Annotated in this window: 20 protein-coding genes; 12 read left to right on the top strand and 8 right to left on the bottom strand. The window is 68.9% G+C overall.

Annotation, left to right across the window (positions count from 1 at the left end):
- The first annotated feature begins 28 nt into the window (after positions 1-28).
- A complete protein-coding gene (locus A5705_RS19635) occupies positions 29-895 on the top strand; it encodes an LLM class flavin-dependent oxidoreductase (protein WP_068279413.1) in 867 nt (288 codons plus the stop codon).
- Positions 896-997: 102 nt separating this feature from the next.
- Here A5705_RS19635 and A5705_RS19630 read toward each other — a convergent pair whose 3' ends face one another.
- Positions 998-1,804: an enoyl-CoA hydratase/isomerase family protein gene (locus tag A5705_RS19630; RefSeq protein WP_068279409.1), complete on the bottom strand. Its 807-nt coding sequence runs from the start codon at positions 1,802-1,804 to the stop codon at positions 998-1,000.
- Positions 1,805-1,878: 74 nt separating this feature from the next.
- Here A5705_RS19630 and A5705_RS19625 point away from each other — a divergent pair, with 74 nt between their 5' ends.
- A complete protein-coding gene (locus A5705_RS19625; protein WP_068279406.1) occupies positions 1,879-2,796 on the top strand; it encodes an SAM-dependent methyltransferase in 918 nt (305 codons plus the stop codon).
- Positions 2,797-2,811: 15 nt separating this feature from the next.
- On the opposite strand, the gene A5705_RS19620 is transcribed toward A5705_RS19625, so the two are convergent.
- Positions 2,812-4,749: a fumarylacetoacetate hydrolase family protein gene (locus A5705_RS19620; RefSeq protein WP_068279403.1), complete on the bottom strand. Its 1,938-nt coding sequence runs from the start codon at positions 4,747-4,749 to the stop codon at positions 2,812-2,814.
- The gene (locus A5705_RS19615) at positions 4,746-7,037 is read right to left on the bottom strand and encodes an ATP-dependent DNA ligase (RefSeq protein WP_067877817.1); all 2,292 of its coding nucleotides are present in this window, start codon (positions 7,035-7,037) and stop codon (positions 4,746-4,748) included. The genes A5705_RS19620 and A5705_RS19615 overlap by 4 nt, the downstream gene beginning before the upstream one ends.
- 56 nt (positions 7,038-7,093) lie before the next feature.
- Between A5705_RS19615 and A5705_RS19610 the strand changes: the two genes are divergently transcribed.
- The 3 genes from A5705_RS19610 to A5705_RS19600 all read left to right on the top strand — a co-directional run bounded on the left by A5705_RS19610 (position 7,094) and on the right by A5705_RS19600 (position 10,401).
- Positions 7,094-8,506 (top strand): mannitol dehydrogenase family protein, encoded by a 1,413-nt coding sequence (locus A5705_RS19610; protein ID WP_068279400.1) that lies wholly within the window; start codon positions 7,094-7,096, stop codon positions 8,504-8,506.
- Positions 8,507-8,509: 3 nt separating this feature from the next.
- Complete coding sequence (locus A5705_RS19605; RefSeq protein WP_068279397.1) at positions 8,510-9,409, top strand: carbohydrate kinase; 900 nt, start codon at positions 8,510-8,512, stop codon at positions 9,407-9,409.
- 83 nt (positions 9,410-9,492) lie between these two features.
- A complete protein-coding gene (locus tag A5705_RS19600; protein ID WP_067877827.1) occupies positions 9,493-10,401 on the top strand; it encodes a Ku protein in 909 nt (302 codons plus the stop codon).
- A gap of 8 nt (positions 10,402-10,409) precedes the next feature.
- Here A5705_RS19600 and pstA read toward each other — a convergent pair whose 3' ends face one another.
- From pstA to pstS, 3 genes are all read right to left on the bottom strand, one after another.
- Positions 10,410-11,312, bottom strand: coding sequence for a phosphate ABC transporter permease PstA (gene pstA, locus A5705_RS19595; RefSeq protein WP_067877830.1), 903 nt, complete (start codon positions 11,310-11,312; stop codon positions 10,410-10,412).
- Positions 11,313-11,451: 139 nt separating this feature from the next.
- Complete coding sequence (gene pstC, locus A5705_RS19590) at positions 11,452-12,444, bottom strand: phosphate ABC transporter permease subunit PstC (RefSeq protein WP_082956581.1); 993 nt, start codon at positions 12,442-12,444, stop codon at positions 11,452-11,454.
- Positions 12,445-12,455: 11 nt separating this feature from the next.
- A complete protein-coding gene (gene pstS, locus A5705_RS19585) occupies positions 12,456-13,583 on the bottom strand; it encodes a phosphate ABC transporter substrate-binding protein PstS (RefSeq protein WP_067877833.1) in 1,128 nt (375 codons plus the stop codon).
- A 280-nt stretch (positions 13,584-13,863) separates the two neighbouring features.
- Between pstS and A5705_RS19580 the strand changes: the two genes are divergently transcribed.
- From A5705_RS19580 to A5705_RS19570, 3 genes are all read left to right on the top strand, one after another.
- Positions 13,864-14,655, top strand: coding sequence for an SDR family oxidoreductase (locus A5705_RS19580; RefSeq protein ID WP_067877836.1), 792 nt, complete (start codon positions 13,864-13,866; stop codon positions 14,653-14,655).
- Between the two features lie 94 nt (positions 14,656-14,749).
- Positions 14,750-15,826, top strand: coding sequence for a diacylglycerol kinase (locus A5705_RS19575; RefSeq protein ID WP_068279394.1), 1,077 nt, complete (start codon positions 14,750-14,752; stop codon positions 15,824-15,826).
- A 146-nt stretch (positions 15,827-15,972) separates the two neighbouring features.
- Positions 15,973-17,229, top strand: coding sequence for an Nramp family divalent metal transporter (locus A5705_RS19570; protein ID WP_231964293.1), 1,257 nt, complete (start codon positions 15,973-15,975; stop codon positions 17,227-17,229).
- Positions 17,230-17,241: 12 nt separating this feature from the next.
- Here the strand turns inward: A5705_RS19570 and A5705_RS29045 are convergent, their stop codons facing one another.
- Positions 17,242-17,460 (bottom strand): DUF3761 domain-containing protein, encoded by a 219-nt coding sequence (locus A5705_RS29045; RefSeq protein ID WP_304528560.1) that lies wholly within the window; start codon positions 17,458-17,460, stop codon positions 17,242-17,244.
- A 349-nt stretch (positions 17,461-17,809) separates the two neighbouring features.
- Between A5705_RS29045 and A5705_RS19565 the strand changes: the two genes are divergently transcribed.
- From A5705_RS19565 to A5705_RS19550, 4 genes are all read left to right on the top strand, one after another.
- On the top strand, positions 17,810-18,544 hold the full coding sequence (locus A5705_RS19565; protein WP_067877845.1) for a hypothetical protein: 735 nt from the start codon (positions 17,810-17,812) through the stop codon (positions 18,542-18,544).
- A 157-nt stretch (positions 18,545-18,701) separates the two neighbouring features.
- Positions 18,702-20,246: an RNA polymerase sigma factor gene (locus A5705_RS29040; protein ID WP_068279391.1), complete on the top strand. Its 1,545-nt coding sequence runs from the start codon at positions 18,702-18,704 to the stop codon at positions 20,244-20,246.
- 118 nt (positions 20,247-20,364) lie between these two features.
- A complete protein-coding gene (locus tag A5705_RS19555; protein ID WP_068279388.1) occupies positions 20,365-21,420 on the top strand; it encodes a poly-gamma-glutamate hydrolase family protein in 1,056 nt (351 codons plus the stop codon).
- Positions 21,421-21,444: 24 nt separating this feature from the next.
- Positions 21,445-22,269 carry an LLM class F420-dependent oxidoreductase gene (locus tag A5705_RS19550; protein ID WP_082956568.1) on the top strand — a complete coding sequence of 275 codons (825 nt, stop codon included), beginning with the start codon at positions 21,445-21,447 and terminating at the stop codon, positions 22,267-22,269.
- Positions 22,270-22,278: 9 nt separating this feature from the next.
- On the opposite strand, the gene A5705_RS19545 is transcribed toward A5705_RS19550, so the two are convergent.
- Positions 22,279-23,451 (bottom strand): CapA family protein, encoded by a 1,173-nt coding sequence (locus tag A5705_RS19545; RefSeq protein ID WP_068279382.1) that lies wholly within the window; start codon positions 23,449-23,451, stop codon positions 22,279-22,281.
- Positions 23,452-23,520: the final 69 nt, after the last annotated feature.

Here is a 23,520-nt window from a genome sequence, read left to right as displayed (position 1 = left end):
TGACGGCCCCTCCGGAAAGGCAGATGACGTGCGGTTCACCTACGCAGAGGCGATGACGGACTTTCGCTACTACATCCCGCTGGCCAAGGCGGCCGAGGCGGCCGGCTACCACGCCATGACGATCGCCGACAGCATCGCCTACCCCTTCGAATCCGATTCGAAGTACCCCTACACCCCGGACGGAAATCGCGAGTTCCTCGACGGCAAGGAGTTCATCGAAACCTTCGTGCTGACGTCGGCGTTGGGCGCGGTGACCTCGACGCTGCGGTTCAACTTCTTCGTCCTCAAGCTGCCCATCCGGCCACCGGCGCTGGTGGCCAAGCAGATCGGTTCGCTCGCGGCCATGACCGACAACCGGGTGGGATTCGGCGTCGGCACCAGTCCGTGGCCCGAGGACTACGAGCTGCTGGGCGTCCCTTTCGCCAAGCGCGGCAAGCGGATGGACGAATGCATCGAGATCATCCAGGGCCTCACCACCGGTGACTACTTCGAATTCCACGGCGAGTTCTACGACATCCCGAAAACCAAGATGACCCCGGCGCCTACCAAGCCGATCCCCATCCTGATCGGCGGGCACGCCGATGCCGCGCTGCGACGCGCGGCACGCCTGGACGGCTGGATGCACGGCGGCGGGGACCCGGAGGAGCTCGACGGGCTGCTCGCCAAGCTCCAGCGATTCCGCGAAGAAGAGGGCAGAACCGGCCCGTTCGAGATTCACGTGATCTCGGTCGACGGCTTCACGGTGGACGGCGTCAAGCGCCTCGAGGACAAGGGCGTCACCGATGTGATCGTCGGCTTCCGCATCCCCTACATCACCGGCAAGGACACCGAGCCGCTGGACAACAAGATCCGCAATCTGGAGATGTTCGCGGAGAACGTCATCGCGAAGGTCTGACCCGCGGCGATCGCCAGCGCGGCGAAGCCGGGCGCAGCGGGTCGTCGCATCGTTCAAGCCGGTCGCAAGCCGGGCGGAGTGGGCCGCCGCCATTGACGGTCGTCACAGCGGGTCCCACTTGGGCGGCCGCTTCTCCATGTGCGCCCTGGCCGCCTCGGCCGGATTGTTGGTGAAACCGCTGAGGATCTGGGTGCGGTTCTCCAGTTCGATGGCGTGCCGCAGGCTCGGCGCGTCGAGCGCCGCGTTGAGCCCAATCTTGGTCTGCCACACGCCATATGCGTTGTTCTCTGCGATCGAGCGGGCCAGCTTGACCGCGGCCGGCATCAGGTCGTCGGCCGGCACCACCTCGTGCACCAGCTTGATCCGGTAGGCCTCGGCGGCGTCGATGATGCGGCCGGTGAGCATGAGTTCGCGGGCGACGCCCGCGCCGACGATCTTGGGCAGCAGGTAGCTGGTGCCCATGTCCATCGACGAGAAGCCGGCCTTGATGAACACCGAACCGAACCGGGCCTGTTCGGACGCGACGCGGATGTCGCTGACGAGCGTGAACGCCAGCCCGCCGCCGACGGCGACGCCGTTGACCGCCGCGATCACAGGGATCGGCAACTCGTAGATCCGGGTGAACAGATCGGCCAGGCGAACCTGGGAGTCGTAGTTGACCTTGAACGGCGGGCTGGTCGATTTGGGCTTGGTCCAGGCTTGGCCCGTGCCGCTCAGATCGGCCCCGGCGCAAAATCCCCGGCCGGCGCCGGTCAGGATCGCGACCCGATACTGCCCGTCGCCGAGCGTGTCCAGGGTGTCCTCCACGCCGTCGATCAGCGAGCCGTCGATCGCGTTCAGGCGCTCCGGCCGGTTCAGCGTGATGCGGGCGATGTCGTCGTCGAGAGCTTCGAATTCCACTGCGGCCATGCTCAAACCGTAGGGGACGTGGGTTTTTACCGGGAGGGCATACCGTGGTTCTGCCGCCTAACGAAGGAGAGACGATGCCACGAGCCGAGGGGGACACCTGGGACCTGGCGACCAGCGTCGGGGCCACCGCCACCATGGTCGCCGCCGCGCGGGCCGCCGCGACGCGCAGCCCGCAGCCGGTCGTCACCGACGAGTACGCTGAGCCGCTCGTCCGCGCCGTCGGCCTGGATGTGTTCAGCAAGTTGGCCGGCGGCGAACTCGATTCCGAGGACCTCGAGAAGGACGTCGGGTTTCCCCGGATGGTCGACACGTTCGCGGCCCGCGCCCGGTTCTACGACGACTACTTCGCCGCGGCCGGCAGGGAGGGGGTGCGCCAGGTGGTGATTGTGGCATCCGGCCTGGACGCCCGCCCGTATCGACTGGCATGGCCGGCCGGGACGACGGTGTATGAGATCGATCAGCCCGAGGTGATCGCGTTCAAGACCGCGACGCTGTCGGCGGTCGGCGCGGCCCCGACCGCCGAACTCCGCACGATCGGCATCGATCTTCGCGAGGATTGGCCGGCGGCACTGCAGGAGGCCGGCTTCGACCCCGCCCAGCCCACGGCGTGGCTGGCCGAGGGCGTGCTCATCGGCTGGCTCCCGCCCGATGCCGAGGTGCGCCTGCTGGATTCCATCACCCCGCTGTCGAGCGAGGGCAGCCGCTTCGCCGCCGACTTCGGCTCGCTCCACGACGGTTCGGAGCGGTCGCGGGAAGAGGCGCGGCGCACGGCCGAAGGCTGGCGGCGCCACGGGCTCGACATGGACATCGCCGCCCTGACCTACCCGGGCGAGCACACCGACGTCGCCGCGCACCTGGATGCCGACGGCTGGGACACCACCACGTTCTCGCTCTCCGACCTGTTCGCCGCGGCCGGCCTGCCGCGACTCGAAGAGGCCGCGCAGCAGAGCCCGGCGGCCACGATCACCTTCGTGCGCGCGATCAGGGCCTGACGCTCGGCGGGCTTTTCAGGACCGTTTGGCCAGCCACTCGGCCTGCATCACGAGCAGGGCCATGACCTCCAATTGCGGTGTGTCGGGGTCCAGTTCGCGGTAGCGCTGGTAGACGTTGACCACGACCCGCTCGGCGTCCAGCCAGCTCGCGTACTCCCCGAGGTCGATGGTGTCGGCGGCCTCGGCCCACGACAGACCTTTGCGATGGGCCGCCTCGGCGTGTGCGGCGACGTGCACGAGATAGCCACGGACCGCGCGGATCCCGTCCGGGTCGGTGACCGGTCCGTGGCCGGGCACCACCACCGGCGCGTCCAGAGCGATCATCACGTCGCAAGCCCTGATCCAGTTGGCGATCGGTCCGGCCCACACGATCGGGGTGCAGCCGATGAAGAGCAGGTCGCCGCCGAACAACACCCCCGCGTCGGGCACGTGCACCACCGAGTCCGCGGCGGTGTGCGCCGGCCCCAGGTTGAGCATGTCGACCCGCCGTCCGCCGACGTCGATCGTCAGCTCGTACTCGAACGTCTGGTCGGCGTTGCGCACCGTGATGCCGCCGAAGTCGAAGTGCCCGAAGCGATCCCGCGCGTACGGCGTGGCGACGGGGCCGAGGTTGGCGGTCTGGACCATGGCGAGCATCTCGGGCGCCATCCCGTGCGCGATCTCGTCGGCGGTGCCCCGGGCGGCGAGGATGCGCACCGAGGCGTCGAGCAGTTGGTTGCCGTGGGTGTGGTCGCCGTTGGAGTGGGTGATCAGGGCGTCGGTGATGGGAGCGCCGTCGGTGATGGGCCGCATCGCGGCGAGCATCTCGCGGGTCAGCGGCAGGTCGAACAGCGTGTCGACGAGCAGCGACGCGCCGTCGCCGGCCACCAGTCCGGCGTTGCTCCACCCGTAGCCCCCGTCGGGTAGCGTCCACGCCCACACCCGGTCGGCGACCTCGTGCAGCCCGCGGGTGTAGGGCACCTTGGCCGGCGCGCGGTTGACGCGGACCGGGGCGGGTGCGGCGTCCGGATTGGGTCGGGCGGCCAGCGGGTGCGGCGCGCCGCTGGCGCGGACTGTCTGCCGGGTCTCCCCCAGGCCGTCGACCCGCAGGGTGACGACGTCCCCGTCGCGCAGCCAACCCGGAAAGGATTCCAGCGCAGCGGGATTCAGGTGCTCGATGAGCGTGCAGGTCGGAACGGTGCCGGAGCCGATGACGTCGCCGGGGATCAGCGTCACTCCGCGCGAGACGTAGGAGATGACTTCGCCGAAGGTCCAGTCCATCTGGGCGGTCGACCCGGATCCGATCACGGCGTCGTTGACCAGGGCGGTCACCTGCAGATCGAGCTTGCCGTCCCGGCGGTGCGGCTCCAGCTCGTCGGGCGTGACCAGATACGGGCCCAGCGTCACCCCGCTGTCCTTGCCCTTGCCCTGCCCGATCGCGAGCTGGCCCTCCAGCTGCTGCAGGTCCCGCGCGGACCAGTCGTTGAAGATCGTGTAGCCGATGACGGCGCGTTCGGCCTCCTCGACGGTCAGGTCCCTGCCGGTCGTGCCGATCACCGCCGCGATCTCCAATTCGAAGTCCTGCCAGGCGCTTCCGGGCGCGGTCGGCGCGTCGTCGTACGGACCCAGCACCGTTGCCGGGCAGGCGAAATAGAAGGCGGGGATGCGATACCAGGTGTCGGCGAGCACCCGGCCGGAACCAAAGGCGGCCTGGCAGTTGCGCATGTGGTCCAGGAAGCACAGCGAGTCCCGGATCGACGGCGGCCGCGGTATCGGCGCCAGCAACCGCACCTCGTCGAGCCGCGCCACCACCGACGGCGCCCGCAACGCCTCCTCGCCGGCCCGGCGCAGCCCGTCGGCGCCGCGACCGATCAGGTCGAGCAATGTCACGCCCGGCGGTGTCGCATGGATTTCATCGCCGGACAGGACGCCGGCGCGTTCGCCGTCACCGTCGTGAAAGGTCACCCACTTCACTCGCGCACCACCTCACTTGGATTCTTGTCCGGCCGCAGCCCGCGCCAACTCGATTGGCGCAAACGGTCATCCGGGGTCCACTCGCTGTAGCGCACCTCCCCGACGAGGACCGGCTCGACGTAGGTCACACCCCGCGCCTCGGCCCTGGGCAACGGAGGGTCGAACGGCGATCGGTCGGTGTGCAGCGGCGCCAACGTCTTTTTCAGCTTCGCCAGGTCGCGCTCGGTGAAGCCGGTGCCGACCCGTCCCGCGAAGCGCAGCCCGCCTGGTGTCGGGATGCCCATCAGCAGCGAGCCGATCCCGCTGGTGCGGCCGCCTTCCCCGGCCTTCCAGCCGCCGATGACGACCTCCTGGGTGTTCCAGTTCTTGTCCTTGATCCAGGAGGCCGAACGTCGGCCCGGCTGATAGGTTGCGTCACGCTTCTTCGCGACCACGCCCTCCCAGCCGTGCTTGCGTGAGTGCTCCAGCGCCTCGGCGCCGTCGCCGGGCAGCAGGTCCGGAACGATCACATTGCCCGCGGCGGCAAGGGTTTCCAGCAGCTTGCGCCGGTCGGAGTAGCGCGCCCGCAGCAGCGAGCGGCCGTCGAGGTAGAGCAGGTCGAACGCCCAGTACTCGACGCGGGCCCCGCGGCCCCGGTTCTGCATCTCGTGGAAACTGGGCACCCCGTGCTCGTCCAGAATGACGGCCTCGCCGTCCAGCACGACGTGATGATCGGCCAGATCGGCTGCCAGCGAACGCAATTGGGGATACTCCTTGGTGACTTCGCGGCCGCGCCGGGACCGTACCCGCAGGTCGCCGTGATCGGCCTCGACCAGGATCCGGTAGCCGTCCCACTTGCCTTCGAATGCCCACTGCCCGGCCTTGAGGCCGGCCACCGAGCCCTCCGAGGCGAGCATCGGGGTGAGGGAGTCGAAGTCGAAAACCTGCTGATCCTTCATCCGGTGCGCCAGCCACTGGTCGCCGTTGGTCTGAATCAGCGCGTAGCGCCCGGAGATCCGGTTGCCGTGCAGGTTGACGATCACCTCGTCATCGAGAAACTTCTCGGCGTCGTAGGTGCCGGAGTCCCAGATGACGACCTTGCCGGCGCCGTATTCGCCCTTGGGGATGTTGCCCTCGAACGAGCCGTATTCCAGCGGGTGATCCTCGGTGTGCACCGCCAGGTGGTTGACCGACGTGGTTTCGGGCAGGTTCTTGGGCACCGCCCACGACACCAGCACGCCGTCGCGCTCCAGCCGAAAGTCGTAATGCAGCCGGCGGGCGTGGTGCTCCTGGATGACGAACGTATTGCCTTGGCCGATAACCGGTTTCGAGGCGGGCACCGGCTCGGGAGTCTTCGAGGCATCCCGCATGCTGCGGTACTTGCTGAGCCGGTCCCGGACGGGCACGTCCGCATCCAGCGCCGCCAGCAGGTCGCCGTCGCGCGCGACGCGGTCGAGCACCTCGTCGTACCGCAGGTGGCGCAGTCCGGGGTCTTCGAGCTCCTCCCAGGTGCGGGGCGCCGCGACGGTCGGCTGTTCGCGCCCGCGCAATGAGTACGGCGCGATGGTGGTCTTCGAGCCGTTGTTCTGGCTCCAGTCGACAAACACCTTGCCCGCGCGCAGGCTCTTGGTCATCGTCGCGGTGACCAACTTGGGCATGGTCGATTCCAGTTGCTGGGCAACCCGTTTGGCCAACACCGTGGCGCCCTTGCTGCTGGCCGGGTTGTCCAGCGGCGCATACAGGTGCAGCCCCTTGCTGCCGCTGGTGAGCGGGAAAAGGGTCAGGCCGATGTCGGTCATGATTTCCCGCACGGCGTGGGCCACTTCGCACAGCTGGGTCATCGTCACGCCCTCGCCCGGATCGAGGTCGAACACCAATCGCGTTGCCGGGCCGGGCTTGAGTCCCCCGCGAGCGGGAGGTGCCCCCACTTCGGCCCTGCTGCGGGTCCACTCGGCGACGAACCGCCACTGCGGCACGTGCACCTCCAGCGCGGCCTGCTGCGCGATCCAGGCCAGCGCGTCAGGGCTGTCGATGATCGGATAGGTGGTCGTCCCGGACCGGTGGGTGACGCTGGCCCGCGGCAGCCAGTCGGGCGCCGAGGAGGCCAGTTGCTTCTCGAAGAACGACTCCTGTTCGACGCCGTTGGGCCAGCGCTTGCGGGTGGCCGCGCGTCCGGCGATGTGCGGCAGCATCACCTCGGCGATGCCGGTGTAGTAGTCGAAGACGTCCCCTTTTGTGGTGCCCGTCGCTGGATACAGCACCTTGTCGGCGTTGGTCAGCTTGACCCGCGCAGGTGCCGTTGCAGCCATAACGTCAACCTAGTTGTTTTCGGGCGCGCGCCGGTACCAGGAAGTACGGTGTCGTCGTGGTCCGGCTGAGCAGCGCCACCGTTGGGCGGCTGCCGATCGCGACACCGAGCTATGACCGTGACGGCGTCGGGGTCGGCATCGCGCACTTCGGGGTCGGTGGGTTCCACCGCGCCCACCAGGCCGCCTACCTCGACAGCCTGCTCGAGCGCGGGCTGGCGCGGGATTGGGGCATCTGCGGCATCGGGGTGATGCCCGCCGACCGTCGGATGCGCGACGTGCTGCGCGCCCAGGACGGCCTGTACACGCTCATCCTGGAACATCCGGACGGCAGCCGGGACGCGCGGGTGATCGGCTCGATCGTGGACTACCGCTACGCACCCGACGATGTCGCGGCGACGATCGAGCTGCTGGCGGCGCCGGCGACGCGCATCGTCTCGATGACCATCACCGAGGGCGGCTACCAGGTCATGGACCCGTCGTCGGTTTTCGGGCTGATCGCCGAGGCCCTCGCGAGGCGCCGGGACCGCGGCATTGCCGCGCCGACGATCGTCTCGTGCGACAACATCGAGCACAACGGCGACATCGCGCGCCGAGCCGTCATCGCGCACGCCGAGCTGCTGGGTCCCGGCCTGGCCGACTGGGTCGCGGGGCACGCCCGGTTCCCGTGCTCGATGGTGGACCGGATCACGCCGGTCACCACCGCCGACATGGTGGCCGCGGTGGAACGCGACCTCGGGGTTGCCGACGAGTGGCCGGTGGTGGCCGAGGCGTTCGCCTCCTGGGTGCTCGAGGACGACTTCGCCGACGGCAGGCCACCGCTGGAAGCGGCGGGCGTGCTGATGGTGGACGACGTGACCCCGTACGAGGCGATGAAGCTGCGGCTGCTCAACGCCGGACACCAGTGCCTGTGCTACTTCGCCGCGTTGTGCGGGTACCGCATGGTGCACGACGCGGCGCGCGACCCGCTGCTGGCCGAATTCCTGTTGGCCTATTTCGATTCCGAGGCCGTACCGACGTTGCGCGCCGTCCCCGGCATCGACCTGCGGGCCTACACCCGCGGACTCATCGAGCGCTTCGCCAACCCCGGGGTGCGCGACACCGTGGCGCGCTTGTGCGCCTACTCCTCGGACCGCATCCCGAAATGGCTGCTTCCCGTGATCCGCGACAACCTCCGCACCGGGGGGCCCGTCCGGCTGGCGTCGGCGACCGTCGCGAGCTGGGCACGCTACGCCGAGGCGGTCGACGAGCGCGGCGAAACCATCGAGGTCGTCGACAACCTGGCCGATGCGCTCGTGCCGCTCGCGCGGGCGCACCGGGCGCATCCGACCGCCTTCATCGAGACTGCGGAGCTGTTCGGCGATCTCGCGCGGCAGCCCCGCTTCGTCGAGGCCTATCGCTGGGCGCTGGACTCGTTGCACACCTGCGGGGCCAGGGCGACCCTCGACACGCTGCTGCACGGACGGGACTGACCCGTGACCCGCGCGCTGGTGATCGGCGAGGCGTTGATCGACGTCATCGACCATGTCGAGCACATCGGCGGAAGCCCCCTCAACGTCGCCGTGGGGCTCGCCAGGCTGGGCCGCGGTGTCGACTTCTTGACCCACATCGGCGACGACGAACGCGGCCGCCGCATCGCCGACTACGTCAAAGCCTCTGGGGCACAACTGGTCGCGGGAAGCATATCGGCCGAGCGGACGCCGACCGCGGTCGCGAAGATCGGCGCGGACGGCTCCGTGTCCTACGCCTTCGACCTGGATTGGCGGCTTTCCGGCACTCCCGAGGTCGCGCCCCCGTTGCTCATGCACACCGGATCGATCGCGGCCGTGCGCGAGCCGGGATGCCTGGCGGCCGCGGCGCTGCTGGACACGTACCGGCCTTCGGCCACCGTCAGTTTCGACCCCAACGTGCGCCCGTCGCTCATCGACGATCGCGAGGCGGCGCTGGACCGCATCGCCCGCCTCGTCGAGCGCAGCGACATCGTCAAGGCCAGCGACGAGGACCTGAGCTGGATCGATCCCGACCACGAACCCGAGTGGACGGCCCGGTCCTGGCTGGCGTCGGGGCCCGCGCTAGTCGTCGTGACGATGGGCGACCGGGGTGCCGTGGCGTTCTGCTCGGCCGGCCGGGTGCGGGTGGCCGCCAGGCCGGTTCCGGTGGTGGACACCGTCGGCGCCGGCGACGCGTTCATGGTCGGCCTGCTCGACGGGCTCTGGGGATCGCTGGGGGCGGGCCGGCGCGCCGCCCTGAGGGCGATCGGGCTCGATGCGCTGACGGCGGCGCTGGAAGCCGCCGGCCTGGTGTCGGCGCTGACCGTCGGCCGCGCCGGCGCCGACCTGCCCGACCGGGCCGCCCTGCAAGCCCACTTCACCTAGGCACCAAGTTAGCTGTGCCGGAATCTCGCGCCGCGCGGACCGCTGCGCTGTTTTGCTGGGGACGGTATGGGCATACTGAGTGCATGCGCTCCATCTGGAAGGGTTCGATCGCGTTCGGGCTGGTGAACGTCCCGGTCAAGGTGTACAGCGCCACCGAGGACCACGACATCAAGTTTCACCAGGTGCACGCCAAGGACAACGGCCGCATCCGCTACCAACGCATCTGCGAGAAAGACGGCGAGGTCGTCGAATACCGCGATATCGCCCGGGCCTACGAGTCCGACGACGGGCAGTCGGTGATCATCACGGATGACGACATCGCGACCCTGCCCGAAGAACGCAGCCGCGAGATCGAGGTGCTCGAGTTCGTTCCGGCCAGCGAGGTCGACCCGATGCTGTTCGACCGCAGCTACTTCCTCGAGCCCGATTCCAAATCGTCCAAATCCTATGTGCTGCTGGCCAAGACGCTCGCCGATAGCGATCGGATGGCGATCGTCCACTTCACGCTGCGCAACAAGACGCGACTGGCGGCGTTGCGCGTCAAGGACTTTGGCAAGCGCGACGTCATGGTGGTGCACACCTTGTTGTGGCCCGACGAGATCCGCGACCCCGACTTTCCCGTGCTGGACAAGGAGGTCGACATCAAGCCCGCCGAGCTCAAGATGGCCGGGCAGGTGGTGGAGTCGATGGCCGAGGACTTCAACCCCGACCGCTACCACGACACCTATCAGGAGCAGCTGCAGGAGCTGATCGAGGCGAAACTCGAAGGCGGCGAAGCGTTTACCACCGAAGAGCAGCCCAAAGAACTGGACGAGACCGAAGACGTCTCCGACCTACTGGCCAAGCTGGAGGCCAGCGTGAAGGCGCGCTCCGGCGACGGCAAGGCGCCCGCCAAGAAGACCGCCGCGAAAAAGGCACCGGCGAAGAAGCCGCCCGCGAAGAAGAGCGCCGCGAAGAAGGCGCCGGCCAAGAAGGCCGCCTCGAGGTCCTGAGTCGGCTCTCAGCGCCGCCGGGTCGACACGAAGCGGAAGGCCGCGGCCACCAGGTTGATCACCGCGACGATGATGATCAGGGTCAGCGCCGCGCCCCAGATCCGCAGGAAACCCGCGTGCTCCGGGTTGGTGAGCTCGGTGTAGATCAGCAGCGGCAGCGAGGCCATGTTGCCGTGGAACATGTCGAGGTTGATCGAGCGGCTGTAGCCCACCAGCACCAGGACCGGGGCCGTTTCGCCGATGACGCGCGCGACCGACAACAAGACTCCGGAGACGATGCCGGGCATCGCGATCGGGATGACGATCCGCACGATCGTCTTCCATTTGGTGACGCCGAGCGCGTAGCTGGCCTCGCGCAGGTCGTCGGGCACCAGCCTGAGCATCTCCTCGGTGGACCGCACCACCACCGGCAACATCAGCAACACCAAGGCCAACGACACGGCGAAGGCGCTCTGCTGGAAACCCAGCGTGGCGATCCACAGGCTGAAGATGAACAGCGCCGCCACGATCGAGGGCACGCCGGCGAGCACGTCGACCATGAAGGTCGTCAGCCGAACCAGCCGGCCCGAGCCGTACTCGACGAGGAACACCGCGGTCATCAGCCCGAGCGGCACCGACAGCAGGCCCGCGACCCCGGCCTGCACCAGCGTCCCGTACAGCGCGTGGTACACGCCGCCGGCAAACTCCTCCGGCAGCACGCCGCGCAGCGAGTGCGTCCACCAACCCGAGCGGGTGACGGCGTACCAGCCCCGCGCGATCACCACCCCGAGCACCCAGACCAGCGGCACCAGGGCCGCGACGAACGAGGCGACGAAAAACGTCGTCGCGGCGTTGTTGGTGATCCGCCGCCTCAGGCTCAGGGGGCTGAACACGTCCGGTTTGACCGGCAGGTCAAGCGCTTCGATGCTCATGCGCGCCACTCTCCCCCGCAAGCGGGTGGGGCCCCCGCGGTGCTGGGGAGTGCCCCCACCTCATCGCTGCGTCCCCCGCAAGCGGGTGGGGTCCCCGCGGAGCTGGGGAGTGCCCCCACTGCATCGTCGCCGGCGCGGCTCATCCGTTCACCTTCCCGCCCGCGATCGCGCGAGCGGTCGCGTTGACGATGAACGTCAGGACGAACAGCGCAAAACCAGCCGCGATGTAGGCCCCGGTGGGCAACGGCTCGCTGAACTCGGCTGCGGCGGAAGCGATCTTGGAGGCGAACGTGTACCCGCCGTCGAACAGTGACCAGCTGCCCGCGCGGGCGGCCGATCGCAGGATGATCAACACCGCCACCGTTTCGCCCAGCGCGCGGCCCAACCCGAGCATCGACGCCGCGATGACACCGCTGCGGCCGAACGGCAGCACGGTCATCCGGATGACCTCCCACTTCGTGGCGCCCAGGGCCTGCGCCGCTTCCATCTGCATGGGTGGGGTCTGCCGGAACACTTCCCGCGATACCGAGGTGATGATCGGGAGGATCATCACCGACAGCACGATGCCGGCCGTGAAAATCGTGCCACCGCCGGCCAGGGAAACGTTGCCCTGCTTGAACAGGAAAATCCAGCCGAAGTTGCGGTTCAGGAATTCCGCGATGGGTTCGAGTTTGGGCGCCAGCACGAAGATTCCCCACAACCCGAAAATGATCGAGGGCACGGCGGCCAGCAGGTCAACCATCGCGCCGAACGGCCGCGCGAGCCTTCTCGGCGCGTATTGCGTGAGGAACACCGCGATCCCGACCGCGACCGGCACCGCGATCACCAATGCGCTTATCGAACTCAGCACCGTGACCATGAACAGGTCGCGGATACCGAACGCCAGGTGGTCCGCCTTGGTGGTATTGAATTCGGCGCTGGTGAAGAAATTCGCGTGGTTGGCACGCAACGACGGCACGGCGCGAATCAACAGGAAGATCGCGATCAGCGCGATCGCGATCACGATCGTCAAACCGGCCGCGGCGGCGACCAACTTGAACAGTTGGTCGCCCCGCTGCACCTTGTGCGGATCGCTCGCCTTCAGCACGGGGGGAGCCCCCGTCGACGGACTGGCGATCGTTCCGCGGGTCATGACGTCCCGAATCACGCGATCGCGTTGACCGCGGTCGACAGCTTCGACTTGAACGAGTCCGGAATCGGGATGTAGCCGTTGTCGGCCAGGCCGTTTTGGCCGGCGCCGATGGTGCTCTGCAGGAACGCCTTCACGGCGGTGCCGACCTGGGAGTCGGGATACTTCGAGCAGACGATCTCGTAGGTCGCCAGCACGATCGGGTAGGAGCCCGCCTGCGTCGGCTTGTAGAAAGAGTTGGTGTCGAGCACCAGGTCGTTGCCCTGCCCCTTGACGGTGGCGCCGGAGATCGTCTTGCCGACCGAGTCGGCGCTGATGGCGACCGCGTCGGGGCCGGCCGAGGTGACGATCTTGGCCATGTTCAGGTTCTGGGCCTTGGCGAACGACCATTCGTTGTAGGTGATCGAGCCCTCGGTGGCCTTGATGGCGGCCGAGGTGCCGTCGTTGCCCTTGGCGCCCTCGCCGACGCCGCCGTTGAACGTCTTCCCGGCGCCCTTGCCCCACGCCCCGTTGGAGGCCGCGTCGAGGTAGTGCTGGAAGTTGTCGGTGGTGCCGGACTGGTCGTTACGGAAGACCACGTGGATCGGCTCGGCCGGCAGGGTGGTTCCCGGGTTCAGGCCCGCGATCGCCGGGTCGTTCCAGGTGGTGATGGCGCCGTTGAAGATCTTCGCCGCGGTGGGGCCGTCCAGATTCAGCGAGCTCACGCCCTTGACGTTGTAGGTGATCGCGATCGGGCCGAACACCACCGGCAGGTTCCACGCCGGCGAGCCGCAGCGCTGCTGGGCCGCGGTGTACTCGTTGGGCGCCAACGGCGAGTCCGACCCGCCGAAATCGGTTTGGTTGCCGTTGAATTCGCTGATTCCGGCACCGGAACCATTCGCCGTGTAGTTCAGGGTCTGGCCCGGGCAGGCCTGTTCGAACGCGTTGACGAAGCGGGTCATCGCGTTGGCCTGGGCCGTGGAGCCGCTGGCCTTCAACGTCTTCTTCCCGCCGCAACTCACCTGGCCCGCCGAGGCGCCCCCCGACGCGCTCGTGGAGGCACCTCCACCGCTTGATTTGTTGTTGTCATTGCCACACCCGGACACCACCAGCGCGGCGCTAGCCAGCACACCCATCGCGGCGCCAAATCGGTTGAGTTTCAATTCGCTTCCTTAACAGTAGGGATGAAACACCGCCGCCGCCGGGAGGCTGCGGCGCGACAACCAGCCATCACTCGCAGCCCTGTAGCTAACAGTAACAAGGTTAACGTTCGGAGAATTCTGTCCGGCATTCGTGACCGGGTGAACAGGGGTGCAACTGGCCCCGTCGAGGCCATTGCATCACGGCGCCCGTGTGACAAACTAGAACCTGTTTCAGAAATGCCGTCATGGAGTCGGCGGGGTTTGCTACCGTGTCGCCGACGACACGAACAGAGAGGCCGCAATGATCCTTGACAGGTTCCGGCTGGACGACAAAGTCGCCGTCATCACCGGCGGCGGACGCGGCCTCGGTGCGGCCATCGCGCTGGCTTTCGCCGAGGCAGGCGCCGATGTTCTCATCGCGTCCCGCACGCAATCTCAACTGGACGCCGTCGCCGAACAGGTCCGTGCCACCGGCCGCCGCGCCCACGCCGTCGCCGCCGACCTGGCCCACCCGGACGCCACCGCGGAGTTGGCCGGTCAGGCCGTCGAGGCGTTCGGGAAACTAGACATCGTCGTCAACAACGTCGGCGGGACCATGCCCAACACCCTGCTGACCACCTCGACCAAGGACCTCAAGGAGGCGTTCACCTTCAACGTGGCAACCGCCCACGCGCTCACCATCGCGGCGGTGCCGTTGATGCTGGAGCACTCCGGCGGCGGCAGCATCATCAACATCACGTCCACCATGGGCCGGCTGGCCGGGCGTGGGTTCGCCGCCTACGGCACCGCCAAAGCCGCGCTGTCCCACTACACCCGGCTCGCCGCCTTGGACCTGTGCCCACGCATCCGGGTCAACGCCATCGCGCCGGGGTCGATCCTGACGTCGGCGCTGGACGTGGTGGCCTCGAACGAGGAGCTGCGCGCGCCGATGGAGAAGGTGACGCCTATGCGCCGCCTCGGCGATCCCATCGACATCGCCGCCGCCGCAGTCTATTTGGCGTCCCCCGCCGGTAGCTTCCTGACCGGCAAGACTCTCGAGGTCGACGGCGGCCTCACCTACCCCAACCTCGACATCCCCGTCCCGGACCTGTGAACCGCGACGCGCGAGCAGACGCAAAAGCCCTCCCACGCGCGGCGTGTCGGGAGCTTTTGCGTCTGCTCGCGGTCTGACCGAAAGGGAGCCCGCCATGGCCATACCCGTCGTCCAGTTGGGCACCGGCAACGTCGGCGTCCACGCGCTCAAGGCGCTGATCACCAACCCGGAGTTCGAGCTCACCGGCGTGTGGGTGTCCTCGGACGCCAAGGCCGGCAAGGACGCGGCGGAGCTGGCCGGGCTCCCGGATCCGACGGGTGTGCTGGCCAGCACCGACCTGGACGCGGTGCTGGCCACCGGCCCCCGGTGCGCGGTCTACAACGCGATGGCCGACAACCGCCTGCCCGAGGCGCTGGAGGACTATCGGCGCGTCCTGGCGGCCGGTATCAACATCGTCGGCAGCGGCCCGGTCTTTCTCCAGTACCCGTGGAACGTGGTCCCCGAAGAGCTGATCGCGCCGTTGGAAGATGCCGCGCGCGAAGGCAATTCCAGCCTGTACGTCAACGGCATCGACCCGGGTTTCGCCAACGACCTGCTGCCGCTCGCGCTGGCCGGCACCTGTCAGAACATCCAGCAGATCCGATGCATGGAGATCGTCGACTACGCGACCTACGACAGTGCCGTGGTCATGTTCGACGTGATGGGGTTCGGTAAGCCGCTCGACGAAATCCCTATGCTGCTGCAGACCGGCGTGCTCAGCCTGGCGTGGGGATCGGTGATCCGGCAACTGGCCGCCGGCCTGGGCATCGAGCTCGACAACGTCGCCGAGGAGTACATCCGCGAGCCGGCGCCCGAGGACTTCGACATCGCGTCGGGTCATATCCCCAAGGGCACCGCCGCGGCCCTGCGGTTCGAGGTGTTCGGCATGGTCGACGGCGACCCCGTCGTCGTCCTGGAACACGTCACCCGGTTGCGCGAGGATCTGTGCCCCGACTGGCCGCAGCCCGCCCAGCCGGGCGGTTCCTACCGCATCGAGATCACCGGCGAACCGTCGTACGCCATGGATATCTGCCTGAGCAGCCGCCTGGGCGACCACAATCACGCCGGGCTGGTCGCCACCGCGATGCGGGTGGTCAACGCGATTCCCGCGGTGGTCGCCGCGCCGCCGGGCATCGTGACGACCCTCGACCTGCCGTTGGTCACCGGCCGGGGGCTGTACCTCCCGAGTTGATTTCCCACCCGCCCCTCCGGGTGTTTCACACCCAACGCCCTTAACCTTTTGTCCCACAGCAACGCGGTCGGCGGAGCCTCGACGACGACGCCGCGGACGCCCCGCTGACCTCGGCGGACATCCGGTTCGACTAACCTAACTTTTTTATTCGGGAACAGGGATCGAGGGTCGGCAGGTTGGCGCAGGGCACCCAAGCCTCGCTGAGGTCGAGCTGGTACCTGCTCGGGCCGGCGTTCGTCGCCGCGATCGCGTACGTCGACCCCGGCAACGTCGCCGCCAATGTCAGCGCCGGAACACAGTTCGGTTACCTGCTGCTGTGGGTCATCGTCGTCGCCAACGTGGTCGCGGGCCTGGTGCAGTACCTGTCGGCGAAGCTCGGGCTGGTGCTGGGACGGTCGCTGCCCGCGGCCATCGGCAAGGGGATGAGCCGCCCGCTGCGGCTGACCTTCTGGGCGCAGGCCGAAATCACCGCCATGGCAACCGATGTGGCCGAAGTGATCGGCGGGGCCATCGCCCTGCACATCCTGTTCGGCCTGCCGCTGCCGCTCGGCGGGATCATCACCGGGGCGGTGTCGTTGCTGCTGCTGATGATCAGAGACCGTCGCGGACAGCTGCTCTTCGAGCGGGTGATCACCGGCTTGCTGCTCGTCATCGCCATCGGGTTCGCGGCCAGTTTCTTCGTCGCCACGCCGCCACCCGACGCCGTGCTGAGTGGATTGGTGCCGCGTTTCCGGGGCACCGAAAGCGTGCTGCTCGCCGCGGCCATCCTCGGTGCCACCGTGATGCCGCACGCGGTCTACCTGCACTCCGGCCTCGTCCTGGACCGGCACGGGCATCCCGAACCCGGCCGTGACCGCCGCTGGCTGCTGCGCGTCACCCGCGTGGACGTGGTGCTGGCGATGGCCGTCGCCGGCACCGTGAATGCGGCGATGCTGCTGGTCGCGGCGATCAACTTGCAAGGCCGCCAGGAGACCGCGTCGATCGAGGGCGCCTACACCGCGGTTCACGCCACCCTGGGGCCGCTGATCGCGGTGTTGTTCGCGGTCGGGTTGCTGGCGTCCGGCCTGGCGTCGTCGTCGGTGGGCGCCTACGCCGGCGCCATGATCATGCAGGGATTGCTGCACCGGTCGATTCCCATGCTCGTGCGCCGGCTGCTGACGCTGTGCCCGGCGGTGGCGATCCTGGCGCTCGGTTTCGACCCGACCCGTGCGCTGGTGTTGTCGCAGGTCGTGCTCTCGTTCGGCATCCCGTTCGCGGTGCTTCCGCTGGTCAGGCTGACCAGCAACCGCGAATTGATGGGCAGCGACGCCAACCATCGCGTCACGACGGTGATCGGCTGGGCGGTCGCCGTGACGGTCAGCCTGCTCAACCTGGCGCTGATCTGGCTGACCGCCGCCGGTTAGCACGCATCGCCGCTACAAGTACCGCTGCACCCCGCCATGCCCATGGCACGTCCCACTCGAGTGCGGATGCTCGCTGAACGACCAGCTTCCGTCCGCACATTGGGCGGTGGCGTCGGGCGGCTGCGGGCCGCCGTGTTGCGGATACGGCACGCAATCACCGGATGCGGCGGTATGACAACCGCCGCCGGGTGACGAGTGAGCCGGTGTGGCGGAGCCGATGGCGGCCAGCACGATGGCCGCGGCGACGAAAGCTGCACGGGACAACACGCTCCCGAACCTCCTGATTGGTCAAGCTACTGCTCGGTGAAGGTCCCGATGCGCCGCTGGCAGCGTGTTCACCGGCGACGTTGATCACATTCGGATTCGTGAAAATTCGTCGATCGAGGGGGCGAATCGCAAGGAAGTCGCAAGAACTTCGCGAAGACCCGGCAAGCGGTGTGCGCGAACCTACGGTTGCCGGTCGCCGCGGCGGCCGACGCAAAAAGTTTTCGAAAAAGTTGTCCGACTCGCACCGGGTCCGCGCTCCTACCTGTGAAAGCGGCCCAACCCGGGCCACGCCCCGCACCGAAAGAAGCACCTCATGAGCACCTTGCACGACATGGACCGGACCGCCCTGGCGCCCCGCGGCGACGAGCCCACCTCGGCATACGCATGGGCGTCGAGCCCGCTCGGTGACCCGACCGATCCCCGCGCGGGGCTCCCGCACGGCCACCACTTCCCGCCCGGCCCGATCACGCCCGCCGCCAAGCCGCCCATCGACAAGATGTGGGTGGCCGCGGGCCTGGTCGGCACGATCGGTGCGGGCGTCGCGCTCGGCATCGCCCTCTTCGGCGGCTCGCCCCAACCACAGTCCGTCGCCGTGACCCCGGGCGCCGCCGGCGCCCCGGCCGCCTCCACATTCGCGCCATTGGCACCGGTTCCGGCCGCCGCGGTCGCTCCTCCGGTCGCACCCCCGGCCGACGCCGCCCCGCAGGACGCCGCTCCGGTGGTCGCGCTGCCCGACCCCGCGCCGCAGGTCCAGGCGCCCGCCGCGGTGGTCGCGCCCCCGCCGGACAACCCGGCGCCCGCGGCCGACCCCGGCACACCGCCGCCCGCCGCGCCACACGGCCCGGTCGTGGTCGTGAACGTCCCCCCGCCGCCGGCCGTGTGGGTGCCGGGGCCTCCGCCGCAGCTACCGCCCCCGCCTTCGCTGCCGCCGCTGCCTTCGCCTCCGCAGCTGCCGCCGCTGCCGTCGCCGCCGAAGCTGCCCGCGCCCCCGGCGCCGCCGGTGCTGTGCCTGCCCCCGCACCACCTGGTGCAGGGGGTCTGCAAGTGAGGCCGCGGGGCTGGGCGAGGCTGACCGTGATCCTGACCTCCCATGCGCCCACCACCGAGCTGGAATTTCTCGTGCTATTTGACCGCTGCACGCGCACACTTATTCGCAGCGCCGGTTTTGGGAAGCGCACCGACGCCTCATCGGCCGGGAAAGCGACGTGACGAGCGCACTATCCAACTGGGACATCGTCAGCGACGGCGAGTTGGCCCGCGCGGCCGCGGCGGGCGACCGACGCGCGTTTGCCATGATCTACGACCGTTACGCCGACCGCCTGCACGACTTCTGCATCGGCATGGTGCGCGACCGTGACGCCGCCGCCGACTGCGTGCAGGACGTCTTTTGCGCCGCTGCCACCCAGCTGCCGCGCCTGCGGGAGCCCGACAGGCTGCGCCCGTGGTTGTATGCCATTGCCCGCAATGAGGCGCTGCGCTGCATCAAAAACCGCCGTCGCGAGCAGGTTTCGGACGAACTCCCCGAGGCGGCGTCGCACGACGCGGGTCCGGACACGCTGGCCGCGCGCAACGAGCTGGCCAACCTCATCGCCGAGGCCGCCGGCGGCCTCGGCGACCGCGACCGCATGGTGCTCGAGCTGGCCTATCGCCACGGCCTGGACGGACCCGAGCTCGCCAACGCGTTGGAGGTCAGCCCCGGCACCGCCAACAAGATGGTGTCGCGGCTGCGCAGCACCATAGAGACTTCGCTGGGCGCGTTGCTGGTCGCCCGTCGGGCCCAACACACCGCGGACAAGTGCGCCGAGCTGGGCGCCATCCTGGCGGGCTGGGACGGACGCTTCAGCGTGCTGATGCGCAAGCGCATCACCCGCCACATCGAATCGTGCTCCGTGTGCGACGAGGAACGGCGCCGCCTGGTCAACCCGGTCGCGCTGCTGGGTGCGGCGCCGGTGATCATCCCCGCGCCGGCCTGGCTGCGGGATCAGACCCTGGGCCGGGTTCAACTGACCTCCGCCGACTTCGACCTCGGCGCGGACGGCACCCGAGGCGACCGCGCCGGGTCCGACGACAGCGCCTTCCCCCCGACGGTGGCCTCGGGGTCCGTCGTCCCGGACCGGGACGACGGGGACTACCTCGAGACCGCGCAACAAGGCCGAGTTCGGCGGGTCGTCCCGTGGATCGCGCTGTTCGCCGCCGCCTTCTTCGCGTCGCTGGGGTTGATGTACATCTTTCTGTACCACCACAAGACGGCCATCACGCCGACCGAGCTGAGCCGCACCGCACCCGCGCCCATGAAGCCGGCGTCACCGCCGGCCGCCAACCACATCGCACCGGCTCCCCCAGCGAATCTCCCTGCGCCGCCCGTTAATTCGCCCGCACCCGTCGTGCCGCCGGCAGCCGGCGTCCCCGCGCCGATCGCGCCGGCGCCGCCTCCGCTCGCGCCGCCGCCGGCCCCCCCGCCGCCCCTGGCGCCGGCACCACCCGTCGTCGTGCCGCCACCACCCGTCGTCGTGCTGCCTCCGCCCGTGCTACTCCCGCCGCCGGTGGTGGTGCCGTCCCCGCCGTCGGGAGTGCATCCGTCACCGCCCTCGGGAGTGCAACCGTCACCGCCTGGGCATCCGCCGCCCCCACCACCGAAACCGCCGCTGCCTTCCGGGACGCCGATACCGAGCCGGGTCCCCTACCCTCCGCCCCGGCCAAACCCACCGCCGCCCCCGGTATCGAGTGCGCCCGCCCCGATCATCCGGTGACCGGCACGTAGCGCGCGGCTCCCCCCGTGCGGCAGGATGAGGAGCGTCATCGTCGGTGGAAGGGCCCGTGGGAGTTAGCTTGCGTCACGACCTCAGCGCCGAGACGGTGCCGGACTAGATGCCGGCCCGCCGGCACCCCTATTTCGCATACGGGTCGAATCTGTGTGTCACGCAGATGGCGATGCGCTGCCCCGGGGCGGCGGATCCCCGGCCGGCGGTGCTGGCGGACCACGACTGGCTGATCAACCAGCGCGGCGTGGCAACCGTCGAGCCATTCGCCGGCGCCCAGGTGCACGGGGTGCTCTGGCAAATCTCCGACGACGATCTGGCGACGCTCGACGGCGCCGAGGGCGTGCCGGTGCGCTACCGGCGCGACCGGCTGACCGTCCATACGGGTCAGGGCCCGTCGCCGGCATGGGTCTACATCGACCACCGCGTGGATCCGGGCCCGCCCCGACCGGGATACCTGCCCCGGATCATCGACGGCGCCGTGCATCACGGGCTGCCGCAACGCTGGGTCGACTTTCTGCGCCGGTGGGATCCCGCCCGCTGGCCCCGTCCGCTGACCGCGAAAACCGCATCCCCGCAGTCGCTTTCCGAAGTGTTGCGCGATCCGGGAGTGATCGAGGAAAGCCGGCTGCGATCGCGTTTCGGTTTTCTCGCCATCCACGGTGGCGGTCTCGAAGAGATGACCGACGTGATCGCCGAACGGGCCGCCGAGGCGGCCGGGGCGTCGGTGTACGTGCTGCGCCACCCCGACCGCTACCCGCACCACCTCCCGTCGGCGCTCTATGACCCCGCCGAGTCGCCGCGGCTTGCCGAGTTTCTCGACCACGTCGACGTCGCTGTCTCGCTGCACGGCTACGGGCGCATCGGGCGCGGCACCCAGCTGCTCGCCGGGGGACGCAACCGCGCGCTGGCGGCCCACCTGGCCCGCCACGTCCGGCTGACCGGGTATCAGGTCGTCACCGACATCGACGACATCCCGCCGGAACTGCGGGGCCTGCATCCCCGCAACCCGGTCAACCGGGTACGCGACGGCGGGACGCAGCTGGAGCTGTCGGCCCGGGTCAGGGGGCTCAGTCCGCGCAGCCCGCTGCCCGGCGACGACGGCTTGTCGCCGGTCACCACCGCCCTGGTGCGCGGGCTGGCGGCCGCGGCCCGGTCCTGGTAAGTAGTTGGATCCGTCGAACGGAGGTTGTTGGTGGACAAGGATTTTCGATTCGGGTTGAGCATGCGCTTCTACAAGTCGCGCGCCGCACTGGTCGACAAGGTGAAGCGAGCGGAAGATCTCGGATACGACATCCTTTGCGTGCCAGACCATCTCGGCGCGGCCGCACCGTCGCCGACGCTGACCGCGGTCGCGATGGTGACAAGCAGGATCAAACTCAGCATGTACGTGCTCAACGCCGCGTTCTACAAGCCGGCCTTGCTCAGCCGCGACCTTCAGGCCCTGGACCTGCTCAGCGACGGCCGCCTCGAGATCGGGCTCGGCACTGGCTATGTCAAAGAGGAATTCGAGGCCGCCGAGCTGCCGTACCCCAGCGCCGGGGCCCGGGTCGACTACCTCGCGCACATGACGACCTACCTGAAGGAGCACCACCCGACCACGCCGATCCTCATCGCGGGCAACGGGGATCGGGTGCTGACCATCGCCGCTCGGCACGCCGACATCATCGGGCTGACCGGCGCCCGGGTCCGAGACGTCGAAGACCCGCTGGCCGAACGCATCGGGTTCGTCCGCGCCGCGGCCGGCGACCGGTTCGAGCCGCTGGAGCTGAACATGGTGATCACGGCGATGCCGCGCGAAGGCGAGACCGAACCCGACTTGAGAATGACCCGCCAGTACGCACCCGACCTCTCCGATGAGCAGTTGCTGTCGATGCCGTCGGTGCTCAGCGGGTCACCGCGCGAGATGGCCGACACGTTGTCCGGGCTCCGGGATAAGTACGGGCTGACCAGCTTCACCGTGCAGGACAACAACCTGGACGCCTTCGCGAAGGTCATCGCCGAGCTGCGCTGATTCGGGCTGTCAGCCCGCGCGACGATGCGTGTCACCGCGCGGTGTCACGACCTCCAGCAAGTCGTCGGACCGCGCCATGACACGGGTTCCGAACCTGCGGCTGGTGTGCTCGATGGTCTTGCGCAGCCACTCGGCTTCATCCTGGGACGCCAGTTCGAGGCGCATCCGCCGCACGCGCAGCGGGATCATCCGCAACGAAATCTTCTCCCCACCAACGGGATCGAAATCGGCCAGATACAGCAGCCTGAGGTCGCCGCGGAACGGTTCGTGCCCGCCGATGCCCTCGTAGTCGTCAATGACGTCACCGCAGCCATACAGGATCGGACTGCCGCGGTATATCTCGATCGGCCTGGGATGGTGCGAGGAATGTCCGTGCACGATGTCGATGCCGGCATCGATCAGCCGGTGCGCGAACGCGATTTCGCTTGGTGCCAGCGCGTAGCCCCAGTTGGAGCCCCAATGCACCGAGACGATCGCGACATCGCCGTCGCGCCTGCGCGCCAGCACCTCCGCGGCCACCTCATCGGCGACGTCCCGCAGCGACGGATCCCGGACCAGCCACACCCCGGGCCGGTCGTGGCGTGCGGCCCAGGATTCAGGGACGCCGGCCGACTTCATCGCCACCGAGCCGATCAGCGCCCGGTGTTCACCGTGAGCGTTGACCACCGCGTGGCGGCGTGCGGTGGCCAAGTCGATGCCCGCACCCACGCCCTGTATGCCCGCCGCGGTGAGCGCCGCCAGCGTGTCGGTCAACCCTTGATAGCCGAAGTCGAGGATGTGGTTGTTGGCCAGGGCGCACACGTCCGGCCGCAACACAGTCAGGGCCGGTGTGTTATCCGGGTGCATTCGGTAACAAACCGTTTTGTGCTCGGCGAATTCTCCGGCGGCGGTGATCGTCGTCTCGAGGTTGATCAGTCGGACGTCGGGCGCGGCGTCGTCGAGCAGCGCCAGCACCTCGCCCCAGGGCCACCGCCAATCCACCGGGCGCGGGATCGGCCCGTTCGTGCGCTCGGCCAGCAGGACGTATCCGCGCGCATCACGCAGATGCGGTTCACGTAACTCCGGGTCGCCCGGATGAGGCAGGATCTGATCGACGCCGCGCCCCAGCATGACGTCACCGCCCAGGAGCACCGTCACCGCACCGGAATTTCGCGGGGGACGCGACGACGCATCCGCCTCCATCGCGCCGACCCTAACCGGTCGGCGATCGCCGGTCAGGAGGCGTTGGTCCCGACCGGGAGTGGTCTTAAG

It is taken from the genome of Mycobacterium sp. E787, from assembly GCF_001668725.1.
In the GTDB taxonomy this organism is placed as follows: Bacteria; Actinomycetota; Actinomycetes; order Mycobacteriales; family Mycobacteriaceae; genus Mycobacterium.
The sequence above is the reverse complement of the archived record's forward strand: the minus strand, read 5'-3'. Positions and strand labels throughout refer to the sequence as shown.